Raw genomic sequence first — 16,522 nt, forward strand, 5'->3', positions numbered from 1 at the left:
TTCTTGGCCGCGATTTGATGCTACCAGCGACTCTGTGAGGACAGCCAATGACTAGCGCCGAGACAAAGGTGATGGAGATTTTTCGCTTTTATGGCGTATTGCCCTATCAAATGCTCTGCCTGAACGGGAAGGTCCAGCAGGAGATGCAAGTTCCGCTCGATGGCCTGATCCAAAAGGGCTTCGTCGTCCGCGAGGGCCGACACGATGCCTTTCACTTGACGCAGATCGGCTACGAAGCGGTGAATCAGGCTGGCGGGGCGGGCTGATCAGATCGTATTGTACGCTCGCAGTCTCCCGGCGGTCATCTCGCGGGTGAACTTGTAGAAGTGCCAGTGCGTCACGCAGCGATTCATGAACTGGGCGAAGCCGATGATGTCTCGGCGGTGCCTCAGGTTCCGGGTGAAGAAATACTTGGCATACACTCGTCCGATCGAGAACAATGACCCGTCCCACGCCAGGGCCCAAAACAGCGACCACAGCATGTACAGGCCATAAGCCAGGGTCGGTACGCGCCTTCCCTCGCCGGCCCGGCGGCAAATGTCGGCACGGCGTTGCAAATACTCCGGCGACTCGTAGACCTTGAAGTAGCGATCGAGGTAGGCCTCCGGCGAATAGAGCCGCTTGACCAGGTCCCAGAAGCCTTGGCGCAGCTCCTCCCGCGTCATCTGCTGGGGAACGAAATTACAGCTTGGGTCTTCCTCGACCAGGCGGCCGTCGCGCTTCAGCCGCTCATAAAGGGGCGTCTTCGGGATCGCTTGCAGCATCCCCACCATCGCCAGGGTGATACCGTTTTCCTGGATGAATTGGAACTGGTCGTCGAAGATGCCTTTGTCATCGCTGTCGAAGCCGACGATGAACCCGCCGTTGACGTCCAACCCCGCGTTTTGAATCCGCGAGAGCTTGGCCCCAAGAGAATCACCCCGCGTGTTCTGAAACTTCTTGGTCTCCTTCAGCGACTCCATCCGCGGCGTTTCGATGCCGATAAAAACGCTGCGGAAGTTGGCCTGGTACATCAATTCCAACAGCTCCGCATCGTCGGCCAGGTCGATGCTGGCCTCGGTCGTCAGGCGGAGGGGATATTTGTGCTGCTCCATCCAGGGGACGAGTTTCTCCAGCAGCGCCTTGGCCTTCTTCTTGTTTCCGATGAAATTATCGTCGACGATGAACGCGGAGTGAAAACCTGCCCGCCGCATGTCGTCCAGTTCGGCCAGGAGCTGGTCCGGATCTTTGACCCGCGGCCGGCGCCCGTAGATGATGATGATGTCGCAGAATTCGCATTGAAAGGGGCAGCCGCGTGAATACTGCAGGGCCCCGCAGGCATAACGGTCGACTTTGAGCAGGTCGAAACGCGGCCGGGGTGCTTGCAACATGTCCGTCGGCGCGGACTGCTGGTAACGCTTGTCGGTCGATTTTCCACGGGCGAAGTCATCCAGGAACTTGGGCCAGGTGGTCTCCGCCTCGCCGACGAACACGGCGTCGCACAGGCCCTCGAAGAATTCTTCCTGCACGGAAACAAACGGGCCGCCCACCACGGTGAAGACATCCAGCTCGAGCAGCCGGCAAAGGATCTGCCGCATCCGCAGCTTTTGGACGTTCATGCCCGTCACGCCGACAATGTCGAAGGTTTGCAAGAACTCCCAGTCGATCTGCTCGACGTTCTCGTCCAGCACGTAGACCTGATGGTCGCCGCACAGCCCGGCCACGGCGGAAAGCGAGCCGGGGATCATCGTGCTGCGTTTGTCGCCCGGATAGAGCGGCAGAGCGAACTCGAAGCCCCAGTACGAAGGCTCGAAGCGTGGATTGATGAGGCAGATCGATAGCGTCTTTGCGGGCTGGTTCGCGGCCGCATCATGATCGGCAGCCAGCTCGACGTCGGTGGTCATCGTGGGTGTGGACACGGTTTGCCGGCCAGGCATTGAGGTCGGGGAGACGGTCGTCATCGCGGTAGGATACGCGAGATGGCGCAAAGCGAGAAGATCAATCGTCCTGGAGCATGCTGCAACCTGAATACGGCGGTCGGGCGCCGCTTGTGGCGAGGAATTATCCCCGACCGGGACCCGCGTCAACTTGTCGCACCTGGTACCGCCGCTACGACGAAATGTCGCGACTGTCGCTCGCGTCACCGTTGGCAGGCATGCACATTCGTCGCAAAGGCATCATTTTGACCGTATAGCTTCTGCGGTCCACTACAATGGCGCATGGATTGCTGTTTCCTCCCTGCGTGTCGACGGGAGACACCTCAACAGCCGGTTCGCGAACACCATTTTCGGTTTCGGAAGGCATCGTGCAAGGAAAATTGCAGCCGCTGATATGCATTGCCCGATAACGTCAAACACCGGCGGGCACGGTGGGGCCATCGTTTTCGAGGCGACTCCGTATTCGTGAGCGATCCCTCCTCTTTCACGGGGCCACGCGTGCTTGTCGTCGAAGACCACGCGGACACGGCGGATTTGCTGTCGCGGTACGCGCGTTTACTGACGTGCGATGTTCGCACTGCCTCGTCCGGGCAGCAGGCTCTGAGCACGGCGTTGGAATTCTTGCCCCAGATCGTGCTGATGGACATTGGCCTGCCTGACATGGATGGCTGGGAGCTCGCCCGATGCTTGCGCGAGTGCTTGGAACCAGTCCATCCCGTGCTCATTGCCATCACGGCGTTTCACAGCCAGGAGGACCGAATTCGATCGCTGCAAGCCGGCATTGATTACCACCTGAACAAGCCCGAGTTTCGCGAAGATTTGATGCGGATTCTCTTGCAACTTGTGGGCCGCTGTTGAGAGACGCCGCCCGTCAATCGGCACGGCCAACCGTCGTCGCCGGTGGAGTGTAACTTACGCGGCGCATCGGCTGCGGCAGGTGTTCCAAAGCATCTCGAGGCGGTGCCGCGTGGCTTCGATGGAAACCGAACCGCTCGCGCACGCGGCCCGCGAGGCGGCCGCTTCCGTAAAACACTCGACCATCGCCGGCAACCCCTCTCGTCGGTGCTCGAACATGAACTCAAGCAGTGCCGTTTGAAATCTCGGGCAGCGGGCCGCCTCACATAAGGATCCGTCCACAGCGCGCCAGAGTTCGAGCAACTGCAGAAACTCTGGCAGGAGTTGTTCTCGCCAGGCGCGGTGAATGATCCGATAGCAACACAGATCGCTGCCGTCGGACTCGAACGAGGGCGCCGTGGGGTAGCTGAAACGGCCCCCGTCGAGCAGCATTGCGATCTCCGCGCCGCGTGGGATGCCAGCCATCAGCGCCGCGTGCAATTCACGCCAACCAGCCGCTGAGCGCCGAGCAGGTCTTCGGTCGGGGGAGGAATTCCGCTTGTGATCGCGCATGCCAGCGCCTCCTGGGGCAGTCAACCGCAGCGTATTTGCACTCTCAACCTGAGCTAAGCAAGCGGCGCGCCACGACACCACAGGGTGGCACCGGCAAGTGCCCAGGCAAACTAGGCTGGCTTTCGCGGCGATCGTCTGGAATCGGAGCGGCTTTTTGACGCAGGTGGAACTGTCGCAGTGCGACAAACTGTCGCAGTGTGCGGTCATCGGCGTGGGTGCCACGGCACGTGTACCATCTGCGCCTCCTCCGATTTCAGCGGTATGCTGACGACGAGCCTGGCAGGGCGGTGCGATTTGGTGATGAACATCGCCAACGTGGAGGCTTGGCCGCTGCCGGGCGGTTCCACCAGCAGGGCGTCGGCCGCGCCTCGCTCTTCCATCTCAGCCCATATCCGCGACAATGCCTGGCTCGACAGCCGACCGTGGTATGCCACCGCCATCGACTGCTGATTTCGAATCACGGCCAGTGCTCTTTCGTTTCGCAGCCGCAGCTCGACTTGCGTCGTCCGTTCTTCGGGTGTGAGCGGGCCGTTGACCTTTTTGCAAACCGCTTCACATAACGTGGTCAGATCGCCATCGAGCTCCTTGCTGGCAACTAAGACCAGTCTTGCACTCGTGAAACCCGCTTCGAATTCGTACACTGTGCCGTCGGTCGGCAGCTCAACCGGCTGATCGCGTCTTGCCAGCCGCGGCGAGTTCTTATCACTTGGCAGCAGACACCGGCGGCACCCCCGCTCGTCTTCGAAAAAGACATAGATGTAGGCGTCACTGAACGGCTGAATCAGCACCCGAATCTGATCGCCCGGTTGAAAGCGATGTTTTTCCGGGTCGACCGCTCGATCGAGTCCGGACTTTCGCAACTGCACGGCATATTCGATCGCAATCTCGTGTACGTGGGACGAATCACCGAGCGGCTGATTCTGTTCGACTGCGGCATTACGTTGCGTGGTCAAGCGGCGCAGCACATCGCGGAACGCCGGCTCGACGCCGCCGACCTCGCTCGACAACGAAAACGCTGCCAGCGCCCAACAACCGACCACCGAGATGCGGTTCATCCCTGGACCCTTCAAGCAATCTGCGTGCCGAAGGCGACGGATTCGCTCATAGTTCGCAGTTTCAAATGTTATACTTCACGCGGCTGGAAATGAGACATCTTCAGCGCATAGGGTGGACCAGCGAGCTTGCGAGCGCCGGCCCACCAGCGTCGTTGATGGTGGGCCGGCGTTCGCTAAAGCGAGCTTGTCCCACCCTACACGTTTTGGGTCAACGATGGCCGCGTGAAGTATAAGCATTCTTTAGCCGTTTTCCGGCTCGGCCGAGTTTCCAGCCACGCCCCAAACCTTCAGCTTGCGTTGCAGCGTGCGCACGGAGATACCGAGCGCCTCGGCGGCGTGCGTGCGGTTGCCGCCACAGCGCTCGAGTACCGATAGGATCACCGTCCGCTCCATGTCTCGCAAACTGCTCGCGCTCGCGCAAGCAATGGCCTTTGCCAACAGGCAAGAATTGCCGCTGAGGTATGCCGGCAGGTCGCCCAGTGACAGCGTCTCGCCGGACGACATGACCACCATTTTGTCGATCGCATTGCGCAACTGTCGAACGTTGCCCGGCCAGTCGTAGGCCAGCATGAACTCGGTCAGTTCGGGCGACATGGTGGGCGACGGCCGCTGATACCTTTCACGGGCGTCGGTCAGAAAGGCCTCGATCAGCAACCGAATGTCGTCGCGTCGGTCGCGCAGCGGCGGCAATTCGATGGTCAACACGCCGTGATGACGCAATACTGGTCCATGCGCAGCAAGCGCGCCAGCGCGTCGCGCTCGCCCTGCTCGTCTTCCACGACAAGAACACGGCTTTTTGCCGTCATTGAAGAACCTCCTGTTCGACCGGCGCCGGCACTTCGGGGAGACGGACGACAAAACGGCCTCCCCACTCGCGGGCCGCGTCGTAGACGACCCCTCGACGAGATCGCGTTCGATATTGCGCACGGTCCGCTCGGCATGCGATTGCACCTCGGCGATTTCGGCGTGCAGCAGCGATTCGCGGTCGCGACGCAGGTCGCGCACCGCGCCCCATGCGCCGAGCACGACAATACAAGTCAGGGCCACGGCCATGCAGATGAAAGTGGCGATGCTATAGTTGCGTAGCAACCGTCTTCCGCTGCTGGCCCTACCAGAGTTTTCCATCTGACCGACTTGCACGTCCCTCTTTAGCGTGGCTGCGGTGCGTGAATGACTGCGATTTTATACTTCACGCGGCCGAGAATGAGACGTTCTGCCGAGAGGAAAAGCCGTGGCTGGGGCAGAGCTTGGCCAGGTCGCGGTTGGCGCCCGTCAACAGTCTGGCGGCCAAGCGATGCCCCGGTGCGTCCAACCGGGGCATCGCCTGGCCGCCGAGATGAACGAAGTGCCAGCCTCGGCGTGGCCAGTCTCTGCCCCAGCCACCGCCGATGTCTTATTCTCGGCCGCGCGAAGTATAGCGTTATTCGGTTCCGGGCTCTACCCAAGCATGGGCTGCGGCGCTGCTTGCTCCGACCGCAGCCTGCCGCCACGCGGTGCGACAACGTGTCGCAGTCGGCGTCGTCCATGCGGCGAATTGCCGCACTTTTGTCGTGCTCTTAAGCGAGCCGCGCGCAGCTTTTTTCGCGTCTTCCCCGCTCGGCTAGCTAGTGCTCTGTCATTCGTCCGTTCACGGATGGATGGCAGGCGGTGGCGGGGGCATCGCTTGGCCGCACAGCGTATTCCTCAAACCGGGCCGGATCTGGCCAAGCTCTGCCCCAGCCACCGCGGGGCATCCATCGATTGACTACTGACAGAGCATAAGCACAGGCGCCGCTAAAACGCGCGTCACTGGCATGACGCCGAAGGGAGGCATCTATCGACTGGTTCTCGGATATGAGGATGAATCCCTGGCCCGCGCCTGCCTGGAATCGGCGATGAGCATCTGTCTGGCGGCCGCGGCGGGCAAAGAATTCAATGTGCCAGGCGAGATGCTCCGCCTCCGCGAATTGGGCTATGAGACGCGACTTGGTCCCAGCACTCGCTCGATGGTCGAGGCCGCGAAGAAGCGAGGCATTCCCGCCATCCGACTGAGCGAGGGAAACCTGGTGCAGTTGGGGTTTGGCGCACGGCAACGGCGCATTCTGGCCGCCGAAACCGACCGCACCAGTGCCGTCGGCGAAACGGTCGCCCAAGACAAAGAGTTGACTCGGTCGTTGCTGCGCAAGATCGGAGTGCCGGTTTCCGCGGGGCAATCGCCGACGTCCGCGTCGCACGCCTGGGAGATTGCTTGCGAGATCGGACTGCCGGTAGTGGTCAAGCCGCGCTACGGCAGTCACGGACGGGGTGTGGCTACCAACCTTTCGACCCGAGCTCAAATTGCCGCCGCTTGCGAAGCCATTCGACGAGAGGGTTCGGAGATCGTCGTTGAGCGATTCATTCCGGGTGCCGATCACCGGTTGTTGGTCGTGGGGAACCGACTCGTGGCCGCCGCGATCCACCGGGGGTTGTCGGAGACGGCTTTCATACGCTGGCAGAGTTGGTCGAAGCCGTTAATGCCGACCCGCGGCGAAGTGCAGGCCACGGAGCATCGCTCACCAAGCTGGTGCTGGACGCCATCGCCCTGGAGACGCTCGCCGAGCAAGGGTTTTTGCCGGAAACGGTGCCGCCGAAAGGCGCGCGCGTGCTGATTCGGCGCAATGGCAACTTGAGCACCGGTGGCACTGCCACTGACGTTACCGACGTCGTCCACCCTCAGGTCGCCGCCCGCGCGGTCGAAGCCGCGCGAATGGTGGGACTCGACGTAGCGGGAATTGACGTGCTGGCACAGGACATCGGCAGACCGCTGGAAGAACAGGGCGGCGCCGTGATTGAGGTCAACGCCGGCCCCGGTCTTCGCATGCACTTGCATCCGTCGCAGGGACAGCCGCGGCCGGTCGGCGAGGCGATCGTCGACCTGATGTTCGCCCCCGGCGAGACCGGACGGATTCCCATCGTCGCCGTGGCTGGCGGCGGTGGCCATCGCACGACAAGCCGGCTGGTGGCGCATATCCTCGAAGGAACGGGCAGTTCGGTGGGCCTGGCGGACGCGGACGGATTGATCATCGCCGGACGCCGCATCGAGAGCGACGCTTGGAATAACCAGCCGATCGGGAAGCAGAGCGTGTCGAGTTTTTCGCTGGGCCTGATGGGCTCGGTGCCGATCTTCAATCGCAACCAGGGGGAAATTTGCCGCGCCGAGACGAACGTCGCGCAGACGCGGGCCGCTTTGGCGGCCATAGAACGCGAGGCGGTGGCCGAAGTCGAAGATGCCCTGGTGGAATACCACGCCAGCCGGGAAGCCGTCGAGCGGATCGAGAACGCGATTCTACCCGCTTCCGAACGCCTCCGCACGATCGCTTACCAGAAGCACCAGGCTGGCCGCAGCGGCACCGTCGAGTACGCGCGAGCGCAACGAAGTCGTCCGCCAGTATCGCGATACGCTCATTCGGCACCGGCGGAGTATGCTGCAACTGAACACGGCGGTCGGGCGCCGCTTGTTGCCATAGGTCAGGCTTGCCAAGGCCGGCGGCGCCGATTAACCTCGCGATATCCAGCCGTCCAACCCGCACTCGCCCAGGTATCGCCATGTCGTTCTCTCGCCGCAACTTCGTCAAAGGTTCCGTCGCCGCCGGCGTCGCACTGTCGGCCCCCAATCTGCTGCTGGCCTCGAAGGCCGAAAGGCGGTATCGCACCGCCCTGATCGGCAGCGGTTGGTGGGGAACGAACATCCTCCGCGAAGCGATTTGGAGCAACCAGTGCCAGATCGTGGCACTCGGCGACGTCGACGACAACCAGCTCAAGACGTGCCAAGAAGACATCGCGAAGCACACCGGCGACCAGCCGAAAACCTACAAAGATTTTCGCGAGCTGCTCGACCGGGAAAAGCCGGAAATCGTGATCGTCGCCACGCCCGACCATTGGCATCCGCTGATCATGATTGCCGCCGTCAAGTCGGGCGCTCATGTGTACGTCGAAAAGCCGGTCGGCCATACCGTGCGCGAAGGCCGGGCCATGATCCAAGCCGCCCGCGACAACGGCCGCATCGTGCAGGTCGGCACCCACCGCCGCGTGTCGCCGCACAACATGTCGGGCATGAAGTTCTTGAAAGACGGCAACGCCGGCAAGATCGGCATGGTGCGGGCCTTCGTGCATTACTACGGCGGGCCGGGCGAGCCGGTGCCCGACAGCGAGCCGCCCGCCGGACTCGATTGGGATATGTGGTGCGGCCCCGCGCCCTTGGTGCCGTACAACAAGGCGATGCATCCCAAGGGCTTTCGCCAGTTTCTCGACTACGCCAACGGGCAGTTGGGCGATTGGGGCATTCATTGGATGGACCAGATTCTGTGGTGGACTGAAGAGAAGTGGCCGCGGCGCGTGTTCTCGACCGGCGGCCGGCCGATCAAGCGCGACAACACCACCGCTCCCGACACCCAGGTAGCCAGCTTCGAGTTCGAGTCGTTCACGGCCGTCTGGGAGCACCGGCAGTACGCCGGCAACGACGCCGAGAAGCACAACATCGGCTGCTATTTCTACGGCACCAAGGGCACCTTTCACATGGGCTGGGAAGACGGCTGGACTTTTTACCCGGTCGGCAACGGCCAGCCGATTCACGAGGAGCCGAAGCTGAACTTGCCCGACAAGCAGAACATCAAAGAGTTGTTCGCCAACTTTCTCGGCTCGATCAAGAGCGGCAAGCCGCCCGTGTGCGACATCGAGATCGGCCACCGGTCGACGAACATGAGCCTGCTGGCCATGCTGTCGCTGAAACTGGGCCGCAGCATCAAGTGGGACGGCGACAAGGAAACGATCGTGGGCGACGCCGACGCGAACCAGCTCTTGAGCCGCGTTTATCGCAGTCCGTGGGAATATCCCCGCGTGTGAATCTGTTCCACTCGCCGATTTCGGGGCTTGGTCTGCGCACGCAAGCGACACGCGTGTCGCGTCGGCGCGGCGCCGACAAGCGAACCGCACAGGGATTGAGCGTCGAGACGCCCGCGCACTACAGGCCCCCCGTGCTTAGCAAAAGCGACGCGCGCGGCGCTTTTGTTTTGTGCCGTTACGGAAGTCCGGGATCAAAACGAGTCCCAGATGCTAAACAAAAGCGACACGCGCGTGTCGCTTTTGTTTTGCGCGCCGTGTTCCGCGTGACAGCGTACGCTGGGCACCTGTATCTCCTTAAAGCATTTAACCGTAAAGGTTTACAGTGGAACGCACGCGGACTCCGCGCCGCGGCGCGGATCCTCCCAGCCGTCTTGACATCTCAGACACCCAGAACGATAATTAGCTAGTTGTCTAATTATCTAACAACGCCGGAATACCGTGAGCAACGACATCTTCAAAGCGCTGGCCGACCCCACGCGTCGCGAGATTCTGCGTTTGCTTGGGCAGGGAGAGCAGAGCGCGGGCGAACTCGCCGAGCGGTTCGATATGACCAAGCCCTCGATGTCGCACCATTTTTCGGTGCTCAAACAGGCCGACCTGATTCGCAGCCGGCGCGACGGCCAGCAGATTTTCTACTCGCTCAATACGACCGTGCTTGAGGACGTGCTCACTTGGTTGTGGGACGTTTTCGGCCGTGACGGCGAGCCAGCAAAACGGAGTAAATCGTCATGACGCGCATCTATTTGTGGTTCTCCATCGGGCTGACGTTGGCCGCCTGGGCTGCCGCGTTGATTGCCTATCCCTCGCTCCCCCAGCAGGTGCCCACGCACTGGAACATCCGCGGCCAGGTCGATGGCTACGGCGACAAGAGTTGGGCGACGTTTCTCACGCCGGCGGTCATGTTGGGCCTGTTGGTACTATTCCGGCTTCTTCCCTGGCTGTCGCCCAGGCCGTTCACGCTCGATACCTTCCGCGGCACCTATGAATTTGTCGTCGTGCTGGTCATGGCGCTGATGGCCTACATCCAGGCCTTGATGCTGTGGGCAGCCTATGCGGGACCGATCGACGTGGGCCGAGCGCTCGTCGGCGGTTTGTGCCTTTTCTTCGCGCTGATTGGCAATGTGCTCGGCAAGGTGCGGCGGAACTTTTTTGTCGGCGTGCGGACTCCCTGGACCTTGGCCAGCGAGCGAGTGTGGATCGACACCCATCGTCTGGCTGCCCGGTTGTTCGTCGTCGCCGGGCTGGCAGGTTTCGTGCTTTGTTTGGCGCTCGGTGGCCCCGTGGCGTTCGCGGGCACGTTAGCGCTCATTATGATTGCGGCTTTTGCACCCGCCCTTTATTCACTGGTCCATTACAAACGGCTCGAGCGGCAAGGGCTCGTGTAACGAGCGTCAACTCTCGTTGTTCTACACAAGTCCGAGGTCGCGTCGCGCCCGTTGCGTTTCCCAGTCCCGTAGGGACGTTAGAGTTTAGCCGTGGGCGCGAGCCCACGGAAGAGGGACGCCAACGATCCGCGCAGCCGCGTAGCGGCGACAGAGCGCGTGGTGCGATACCTCTGTCGCCGCTACGCGGCTTGCCTAATCTACCGCATCGGTACTGCCAGGGCCTTTGCTGCCGCCTTCAGGTCGGCAAACAGTTCATCGCGCATCTGGTGCCGGCGCGCTTCGTCCGGTGCCCTCAGCACCGCCGAGGGATGATAGGTGGCCATGATCCAACTGGCCAGCTCGCTGGGCAACAGCTCGCCTCGTTGTTTGGTGATGCGGAAGGCCCGACCCAACAGTGCTTGCGCCGCCGTCGCGCCCAGGCAGACGATACCCTGCGGCTCAATCGCTTCGAACTCGGCCGATAGCCACGGCCGGCACGCCGCGATTTCGCGCGAGTTGGGCTTGGAGTGCAGCCGTCGCTTGCCGCGAGGCGTCCACTTGAAGTGCTTGACGGCATTGGTCACATAGACCGCGCCCCGATCGACGCCCGCCGCGATCAGTCCTTCGTCGAGCAGTCGCCCCGCCGGCCCGACAAACGGGTGCCCCTCGATGTCCTCGCGGTCGCCCGGCTGCTCGCCAACGAACACAATTTTGGCGTGCGCCGAACCTTGGCCAAAAACGGTTTGCGTGGCGTTGCGATACAACTCGCAACCCTGGCAATCGTGCGCCGCACGGGCCAGTGCCGCCAACGTTTTGCTCGCCGGCAGAAAATCCGCCGCGGAACGGGTCGCGATTGGTCGTGCGGTCATGGCATCGTTAGCGGGTCTTCACCTGCCGGCGCTGGCTGGCAATCCAATCTTTGCCAAAGGCCGAGCTCAGGTCGGACAGGGCCCGATCGATTTTGGAGGGCGAGGGATGTCCCGCTTGTTCGCAGGCCACGCCTTGCTCGGCAAGCTGCTTGGTCTTGCCCTCCCATTTGCCCGACGAAAGGCCGTAGGCCAGCGCCGACAAGTACCAGACCCGCGCGTCGTTCGGCCGCTCGCGCTGCAAGCGGCGAAGCACCTCGTAAGACTGCGAATAGTGGCCTTCGCGCAACAGCCCGGCGGCGAGTTTCAACGTGGCCTCGTCGGCCGGATCGGCATCGGCCGCACTCAGATCGGCATCGCTGGATTCGGAAGCCGACGGCGCCAGATCGCTGGCAATGGGCATCTCGCTGCCCGACACACGCTCGTTGAGCATCTTGAACTCTTCTTTCAGGTCCGCCACCGTCTGCTCGAGCCGACTGAACTTGGAGGGCAACCTGGCCACCTCGTCGACCTCGCGCTCCAGGTCGGTCATTTTTCTTTGCAGCGTGTGTACCACGGGCGGCGTCTTATCTTCGTTCGTGGTCAGTTGGTCGATGCGGCCTCCAAGCAGGTCGAGCCGATGCGCAAGGTGCTCCAGCTCTTTCTTGAACGTGTCGGCGTCTTTGGCCGAATTGAAACCGGGGATCTCCGATGCGGAAGCTCCACCTTCGTTGCCGCCGGAGCTCTTACTCTTGTCGCCGCCCGATTTGCCACCGCTCTTGCCACCCTTGTCTCCCTTGTCTCCCTTGTCGCTTTTGTCGGACGATTTGTCCTGCTTATCGGATTTCGAGGAACCGAAAAAGGCAGAGTATCCCCAGGCGCCGCCCACGCCGCAGACGAGTGCCAATATGGCAGTCATGATCAGCGTCTTCCAGTTGAGCTGGCTACCGGCCTGTTGGTGATTCCTTTTCTTCGTACGCCGCCGCCGGTCGTCGTCTCGCTGGTCGTCCTGATTGCGGCCGCGCGGGCGATCGTCTTTTCCGTTTCGATCTTTGTGGCCCTGCACTTCTTGCTTGCTCTGGCCTTTGCCTTGTTTGTCGTTGTCGTCCTGTTTCGAGTCGTCGTCTTTCTTGTCCTGTTCGCCGTCCTGCTTCTTTTGCCCCCGGTCACCCTTTTTCTGCTGACTGCCTTGTTCTCTGACAACGTCGCCGCCGCTCTCGACGCGATCGTCGGGCGGTAGCGGCGGGAGGTGCGAGGTCTGGTAGCTCACCACCTGCTCCGGAGGCACGCGCAGCTCGGCCGGCGAACTGACCGCGGGATCATTGGTGTTCACCGACGTAGCGCCGGGTTGGCCGCCTTTGCGGTCATTCGCTTCTCCACCTTTGTTCGGCTCTCCTTGCCGTCCGCGCGCCGGCTTCCCTTCCGACTGCGATCGTCCTTTCTCCTTGTCGCCTGACATATCGTCCCCTTTCATGGTCAAAACGACCTACCCTAGTGCAAATCTTAAGCCTGAAAGCCGTCGAACCTAAAAGTATGATCGCGGCAAAGCTGTGGCGTTGAAATGGCATCGAATCTGACACCGTGGTCGCGGGGCGGGCATGTCGTTCTCATTTTTCGCGGGACTTTTCCGGTGCCGGAAACACGGCGCGACAATTGCAGTAAACCGCCGCGGAACGGAACTCAGGCCGTTACGTTGAACCGCGCGAACCGCCTTTTGGGACGATCTTTTCGAGGGCGACGATCTTGGCCTCTTTTGTTGAACGGAACGACCCGCGCCGCGTGCCGTCGAACGGCACGCCGGCTTCTTCGATCACGGGGAGCCGTCGCTGGCCCTCGTGGGCCTTGGCCATCGCGCTGCTGGCCTTTGCCGGAATCGGCCTGATCTACGCCTGGAACGCCTACGCCGGCCAATCGCCGCGAGGTCAGCCAAATGATGGCCATTCAGCTAATCAATCGGACGACGAAGACGACTCCGACGGCGATTCCGACGAGGAAGACAGGGCGCGGCTCAAAGTGAAAGTCGTCCATCCGCAGAAGGGGGGTCTGGTGCGGACGTCGACGCAACCGGGCGTGCTGCACGCCTTCCAGTATGCCGATCTCTACGCCAAGGCTTCGGGCTATCTGACGGCCCAAGCGGTCGACATCGGCGACACCGTCGAGCGCGGGCAGTTGCTGGCCGAAATCTTCGATCCCGAAGTGCAGCAGCGGGCCGAAGAAGCGGCGGCGGCCGTCGAACAGGCCAAAGCCGACATCGAGTTGGCCGCGGCGCGCGTCGTGGCCGCCGAGGCCGAGGTGACGGCCGCCGAGGCGCTCGTCACCCAGCGCAAGGCACAAGTGGGCAAATACGCGGCCGCCCGCAAGTTCCGCGAAAAAGAGTATATCCGCTATATCGAGCTGACCCACCAGCGAGCCATCGATTATCGACTCTCGGACGAAAAGCAGGATGAATACGAATCGGCCCTGTCGGCCGAAAAAGAGGCCGAGGCGGCGGTCAAAACGGCCGAGGCCGATTTGCAACGAGCGAGGGCCGAGGTGGTGCGTGCCAAGGCCGCCGTGGCCTCGGCCAGGGCCAACCTGCGCGTCCGCGAGGCCGCCGAGAAAACTGCCCAGATCATGGCCGAATACCTGCAGTTGACTTCGCCTTACAATGGCGTGATCACCAACCGCAATTACCACCGCGGCGCCTTTGTTCGCTCGGCCGATCAGGGCGAACAGCCGCCGTTGCTGTCGGTCGCGCGCACCGACCTGATGCGCGTGGTCGTTTACGTCCGCGATCAGGATGTGCCCTTCCTGGACCGGGGCGACAAGGCGGTCGTGCGCATCGACGCCCTGCGCGGCGAGGAGTTTCGCGGCGAAGTCGCCCGATACTCCGAATACGAAGACGCGGCGAACCGGACGATGCGGGCCGAAATCGACCTGCCGAACCCCACGGGCAGGCTGCGCGAAGGGATGTATGGCGCCGTGACCATCTTGCTGGAGCCGCCGACCGATCACTTGACGGTCCCGTCGGGGGCACTGCACGAGCGCACTCAGCAAGGCGAGGGGACCGTGTATGTCGTCGAGGGACACACCGCGCATGAAACGAAGGTCCGTGTCGGTCGCGACGACGGCATTCGGGCCGAGGTCACGGGCGGACTGAGCGAAGACGATTCCGTGGTCGTTTCCTACAGCGGCTCGCTGGAAGACGGCGAACCGGTCGATGCGGAGTCGGCGGAGGAGGAATCGTAGTGATGGCAGGCGGTGGCTGGGGAAAAGCGTGTCCGCAAACCGGATCGAATCTGGCCAAGCTCTGCCCAGCCACCACCGTTCGCTCTCTACAATGGTGGGCCGGGGTGGGCCGGCGCTCGCAAGCTCGCTCGCTCCCCCCTACTTCTTCAACCCCTCAATCGACTTGCGCAGCTCGTCGATCTGACGGTTCAGGTCGTCCAGCCGCTTGTTCAGCCGAGATTCCAGGTCGTGGCGGGCTTGCGGAGGCCATGCCGGCGGAGCCATCACGGGCTCTCCGGGCGGGGGCACCGGCGGTAACCCGCCCACGTCGAACGACCCGAATCCCAACATGCGCTCGGCAAACTGCCGGGCTTCACGCGGAAGCTTTTCAAGAGAGTCCTCGACGGCTTCCCATTTCTTGTCGCCCTGTCGCACAGTGACCTTGGCCGGCTTGTCGCCCTGCTTTTCGATGGTCACCGTCATATCGTCGGGCAAGGCCGGAGCAATCGAAGCGCCCGGCGGAAGCACCATGCCCGGATGGAAAAAGCGGAAGTTCATGGGCGCGGGTCCGCGTCCCAAGCGTTCCACCCACTGCCGAAGGGAACGTTGATCTTGCTCAAGAGGCGCGATCGCTTCGGGCCGCGGCGCAGGCTTGAGCGACAGCGTCTGCTTGCGACCCGCGCGTAGGTAATCAATCTTGACTTCCTCGTCGCCGGCGCGCCCCACGGCGGCGGCGAGCGATTGCGGGTCGGCGACCGGATGGCCGTTCACGGCGAAGATCACGTCGAACGCCTTGAGTCCCGCCTTCTGGGCCGGGCTGTCGGCGACCACTTCGTCAATCAGCACGCCTTGACCCTCGGGCAGATCGAGTTGGGCCTGCAACAGTTCCGGCACCTCCACGCAGCGCACGCCGATCCAATAATCGCCCCGCTCTGGTTTGGCCTGTTCGTCTCCCTCCGCCGCCAGCGCCGACGGCGCGAAAAGCTGGGCCGAAATGGGCACGGCCACGACCGTCAACGCCACCGCACACAACAACTGCAACCCTACGTTTCGTGACGACCGCATACCGCTCTCCTTATTATTGATAGCTCTGATTGTCGACCGGCCGCACTTCGACCTGATCGACCGGCACCACCACCCGGCGGCCGTCGCCCAGCCGATAAGGCACCAGCCGCCGCTGCTGCTGAACGCGATGCCCCAACCGCTCCAACGCCCGCCGCACGTCGTCGGGCATCGCCGACGGCTGAGTCAACACCCAGCCACCGTCGAGCTCGTCGCCCGCCGCCACGGGCACTTGAATCGCGTCGGCGGCCCGTGATTGGCCGCCGACGGCCAGCCTGGCATCGGAGTTCAGGCCCTGTTCCGGTAAGCCCGACCCGCTGCCGGCCGGATTCGTGTTTTGTCCGTTTCCGACCACATTCAGTGGCGGCTGACCGGCCGGCGCCATCTGCCCGGCCTTGCCGGCATCGCGCACCCACACGCCCAGCGTAAAGGCAAAAACGACACTGGCCGCCATGGCCAGCATCGTGCCCCATTTCCGCAGATTCCCGAGCGTCCGGCGGGCAGGACGGACAACATCGATGCTTTTCGTCGCGAAAGCCGGGGGCACCGCCTCGTGCGTGGTCAAATCGCCGAGCACCTTCGACCAACTCTGTGCTTCCAGAAACGCCAGGGCGCAACGTCGCCACCCGTCGGGTTCGCGTTCGCACCAGGCAAGCAACTCCCGCCGCTGGCCCTCATCGAGTTCGCCGTCGACCAACAGGTCGAGCAACGTTTGTTTGTCGGCGTTGAAATCGGTCATAGTCGTCAATCCAGTTCACGCGGAAGTGGGGCGGCCTTCCCAGGCCGTCTGGCGTGAGCGACGGCCT

General features: G+C 62.6%; 17 protein-coding genes. 8 read left to right on the forward strand and 9 right to left on the reverse strand.

The window, feature by feature from the left end; genetic code table 11:
* Positions 1–47: 47 nt before the first annotated feature.
* The gene (locus tag VNH11_25465; GenBank protein HVA49741.1) at positions 48–266 is read left to right on the forward strand and encodes a hypothetical protein; all 219 of its coding nucleotides are present in this window, start codon (positions 48–50) and stop codon (positions 264–266) included.
* Here VNH11_25465 and VNH11_25470 read toward each other — a convergent pair whose 3' ends face one another.
* Positions 267–1,898 carry a B12-binding domain-containing radical SAM protein gene (locus tag VNH11_25470; protein ID HVA49742.1) on the reverse strand — a complete coding sequence of 544 codons (1,632 nt, stop codon included), beginning with the start codon at positions 1,896–1,898 and terminating at the stop codon, positions 267–269.
* Between the two features lie 516 nt (positions 1,899–2,414).
* Between VNH11_25470 and VNH11_25475 the strand changes: the two genes are divergently transcribed.
* Positions 2,415–2,774, forward strand: a complete 360-nt coding sequence (locus VNH11_25475) for a response regulator (protein HVA49743.1) — start codon at positions 2,415–2,417, stop codon at positions 2,772–2,774.
* A gap of 54 nt (positions 2,775–2,828) precedes the next feature.
* On the opposite strand, the gene VNH11_25480 is transcribed toward VNH11_25475, so the two are convergent.
* From VNH11_25480 to VNH11_25495, 4 genes are all read right to left on the reverse strand, one after another.
* The gene (locus VNH11_25480) at positions 2,829–3,236 is read right to left on the reverse strand and encodes a hypothetical protein (GenBank protein ID HVA49744.1); all 408 of its coding nucleotides are present in this window, start codon (positions 3,234–3,236) and stop codon (positions 2,829–2,831) included.
* Positions 3,237–3,526: 290 nt separating this feature from the next.
* Positions 3,527–4,378, reverse strand: coding sequence for a DUF4384 domain-containing protein (locus tag VNH11_25485; GenBank protein HVA49745.1), 852 nt, complete (start codon positions 4,376–4,378; stop codon positions 3,527–3,529).
* Positions 4,379–4,618: 240 nt separating this feature from the next.
* On the reverse strand, positions 4,619–5,083 hold the full coding sequence (locus VNH11_25490; GenBank protein ID HVA49746.1) for a helix-turn-helix domain-containing protein: 465 nt from the start codon (positions 5,081–5,083) through the stop codon (positions 4,619–4,621).
* A 484-nt stretch (positions 5,084–5,567) separates the two neighbouring features.
* Positions 5,568–5,699 (reverse strand): hypothetical protein, encoded by a 132-nt coding sequence (locus VNH11_25495; GenBank protein HVA49747.1) that lies wholly within the window; start codon positions 5,697–5,699, stop codon positions 5,568–5,570.
* A gap of 472 nt (positions 5,700–6,171) precedes the next feature.
* On the opposite strand from VNH11_25495, the gene VNH11_25500 reads away from it, so the two are divergent.
* From VNH11_25500 to VNH11_25520, 5 genes are all read left to right on the forward strand, one after another.
* Positions 6,172–7,005: a hypothetical protein gene (locus VNH11_25500; protein HVA49748.1), complete on the forward strand. Its 834-nt coding sequence runs from the start codon at positions 6,172–6,174 to the stop codon at positions 7,003–7,005.
* A complete protein-coding gene (locus tag VNH11_25505; protein ID HVA49749.1) occupies positions 6,921–8,057 on the forward strand; it encodes a TolC family protein in 1,137 nt (378 codons plus the stop codon). The genes VNH11_25500 and VNH11_25505 overlap by 85 nt, the downstream gene beginning before the upstream one ends.
* Positions 7,943–9,238: a Gfo/Idh/MocA family oxidoreductase gene (locus VNH11_25510; GenBank protein HVA49750.1), complete on the forward strand. Its 1,296-nt coding sequence runs from the start codon at positions 7,943–7,945 to the stop codon at positions 9,236–9,238. The genes VNH11_25505 and VNH11_25510 overlap by 115 nt, the downstream gene beginning before the upstream one ends.
* Before the next feature lie 438 nt (positions 9,239–9,676).
* The gene (locus VNH11_25515) at positions 9,677–9,970 is read left to right on the forward strand and encodes an autorepressor SdpR family transcription factor (protein ID HVA49751.1); all 294 of its coding nucleotides are present in this window, start codon (positions 9,677–9,679) and stop codon (positions 9,968–9,970) included.
* Positions 9,967–10,623 carry a DUF1648 domain-containing protein gene (locus tag VNH11_25520; protein HVA49752.1) on the forward strand — a complete coding sequence of 219 codons (657 nt, stop codon included), beginning with the start codon at positions 9,967–9,969 and terminating at the stop codon, positions 10,621–10,623. The genes VNH11_25515 and VNH11_25520 overlap by 4 nt, the downstream gene beginning before the upstream one ends.
* Positions 10,624–10,820: 197 nt before the next feature.
* Here the strand turns inward: VNH11_25520 and VNH11_25525 are convergent, their stop codons facing one another.
* Entirely contained in the window at positions 10,821–11,471 is a 651-nt protein-coding gene (locus VNH11_25525) for a UdgX family uracil-DNA binding protein (GenBank protein HVA49753.1), read from the reverse strand.
* 7 nt (positions 11,472–11,478) lie between these two features.
* Complete coding sequence (locus VNH11_25530) at positions 11,479–12,906, reverse strand: tetratricopeptide repeat protein (protein ID HVA49754.1); 1,428 nt, start codon at positions 12,904–12,906, stop codon at positions 11,479–11,481.
* A 284-nt stretch (positions 12,907–13,190) separates the two neighbouring features.
* Here VNH11_25530 and VNH11_25535 point away from each other — a divergent pair, with 284 nt between their 5' ends.
* Entirely contained in the window at positions 13,191–14,675 is a 1,485-nt protein-coding gene (locus tag VNH11_25535) for an efflux RND transporter periplasmic adaptor subunit (protein ID HVA49755.1), read from the forward strand.
* Between the two features lie 138 nt (positions 14,676–14,813).
* Here VNH11_25535 and VNH11_25540 read toward each other — a convergent pair whose 3' ends face one another.
* Both VNH11_25540 and VNH11_25545 read right to left on the reverse strand, forming a co-directional pair.
* Positions 14,814–15,719, reverse strand: coding sequence for a PDZ domain-containing protein (locus tag VNH11_25540; GenBank protein HVA49756.1), 906 nt, complete (start codon positions 15,717–15,719; stop codon positions 14,814–14,816).
* A 13-nt stretch (positions 15,720–15,732) separates the two neighbouring features.
* Positions 15,733–16,455, reverse strand: a complete 723-nt coding sequence (locus VNH11_25545; GenBank protein ID HVA49757.1) for a hypothetical protein — start codon at positions 16,453–16,455, stop codon at positions 15,733–15,735.
* Between the last annotated feature and the right edge of the window lie 67 nt (positions 16,456–16,522).

It is taken from the genome of Pirellulales bacterium, assembly GCA_035533075.1.
GTDB lineage: Bacteria > Planctomycetota > Planctomycetia > Pirellulales > JAICIG01 > DASSFG01.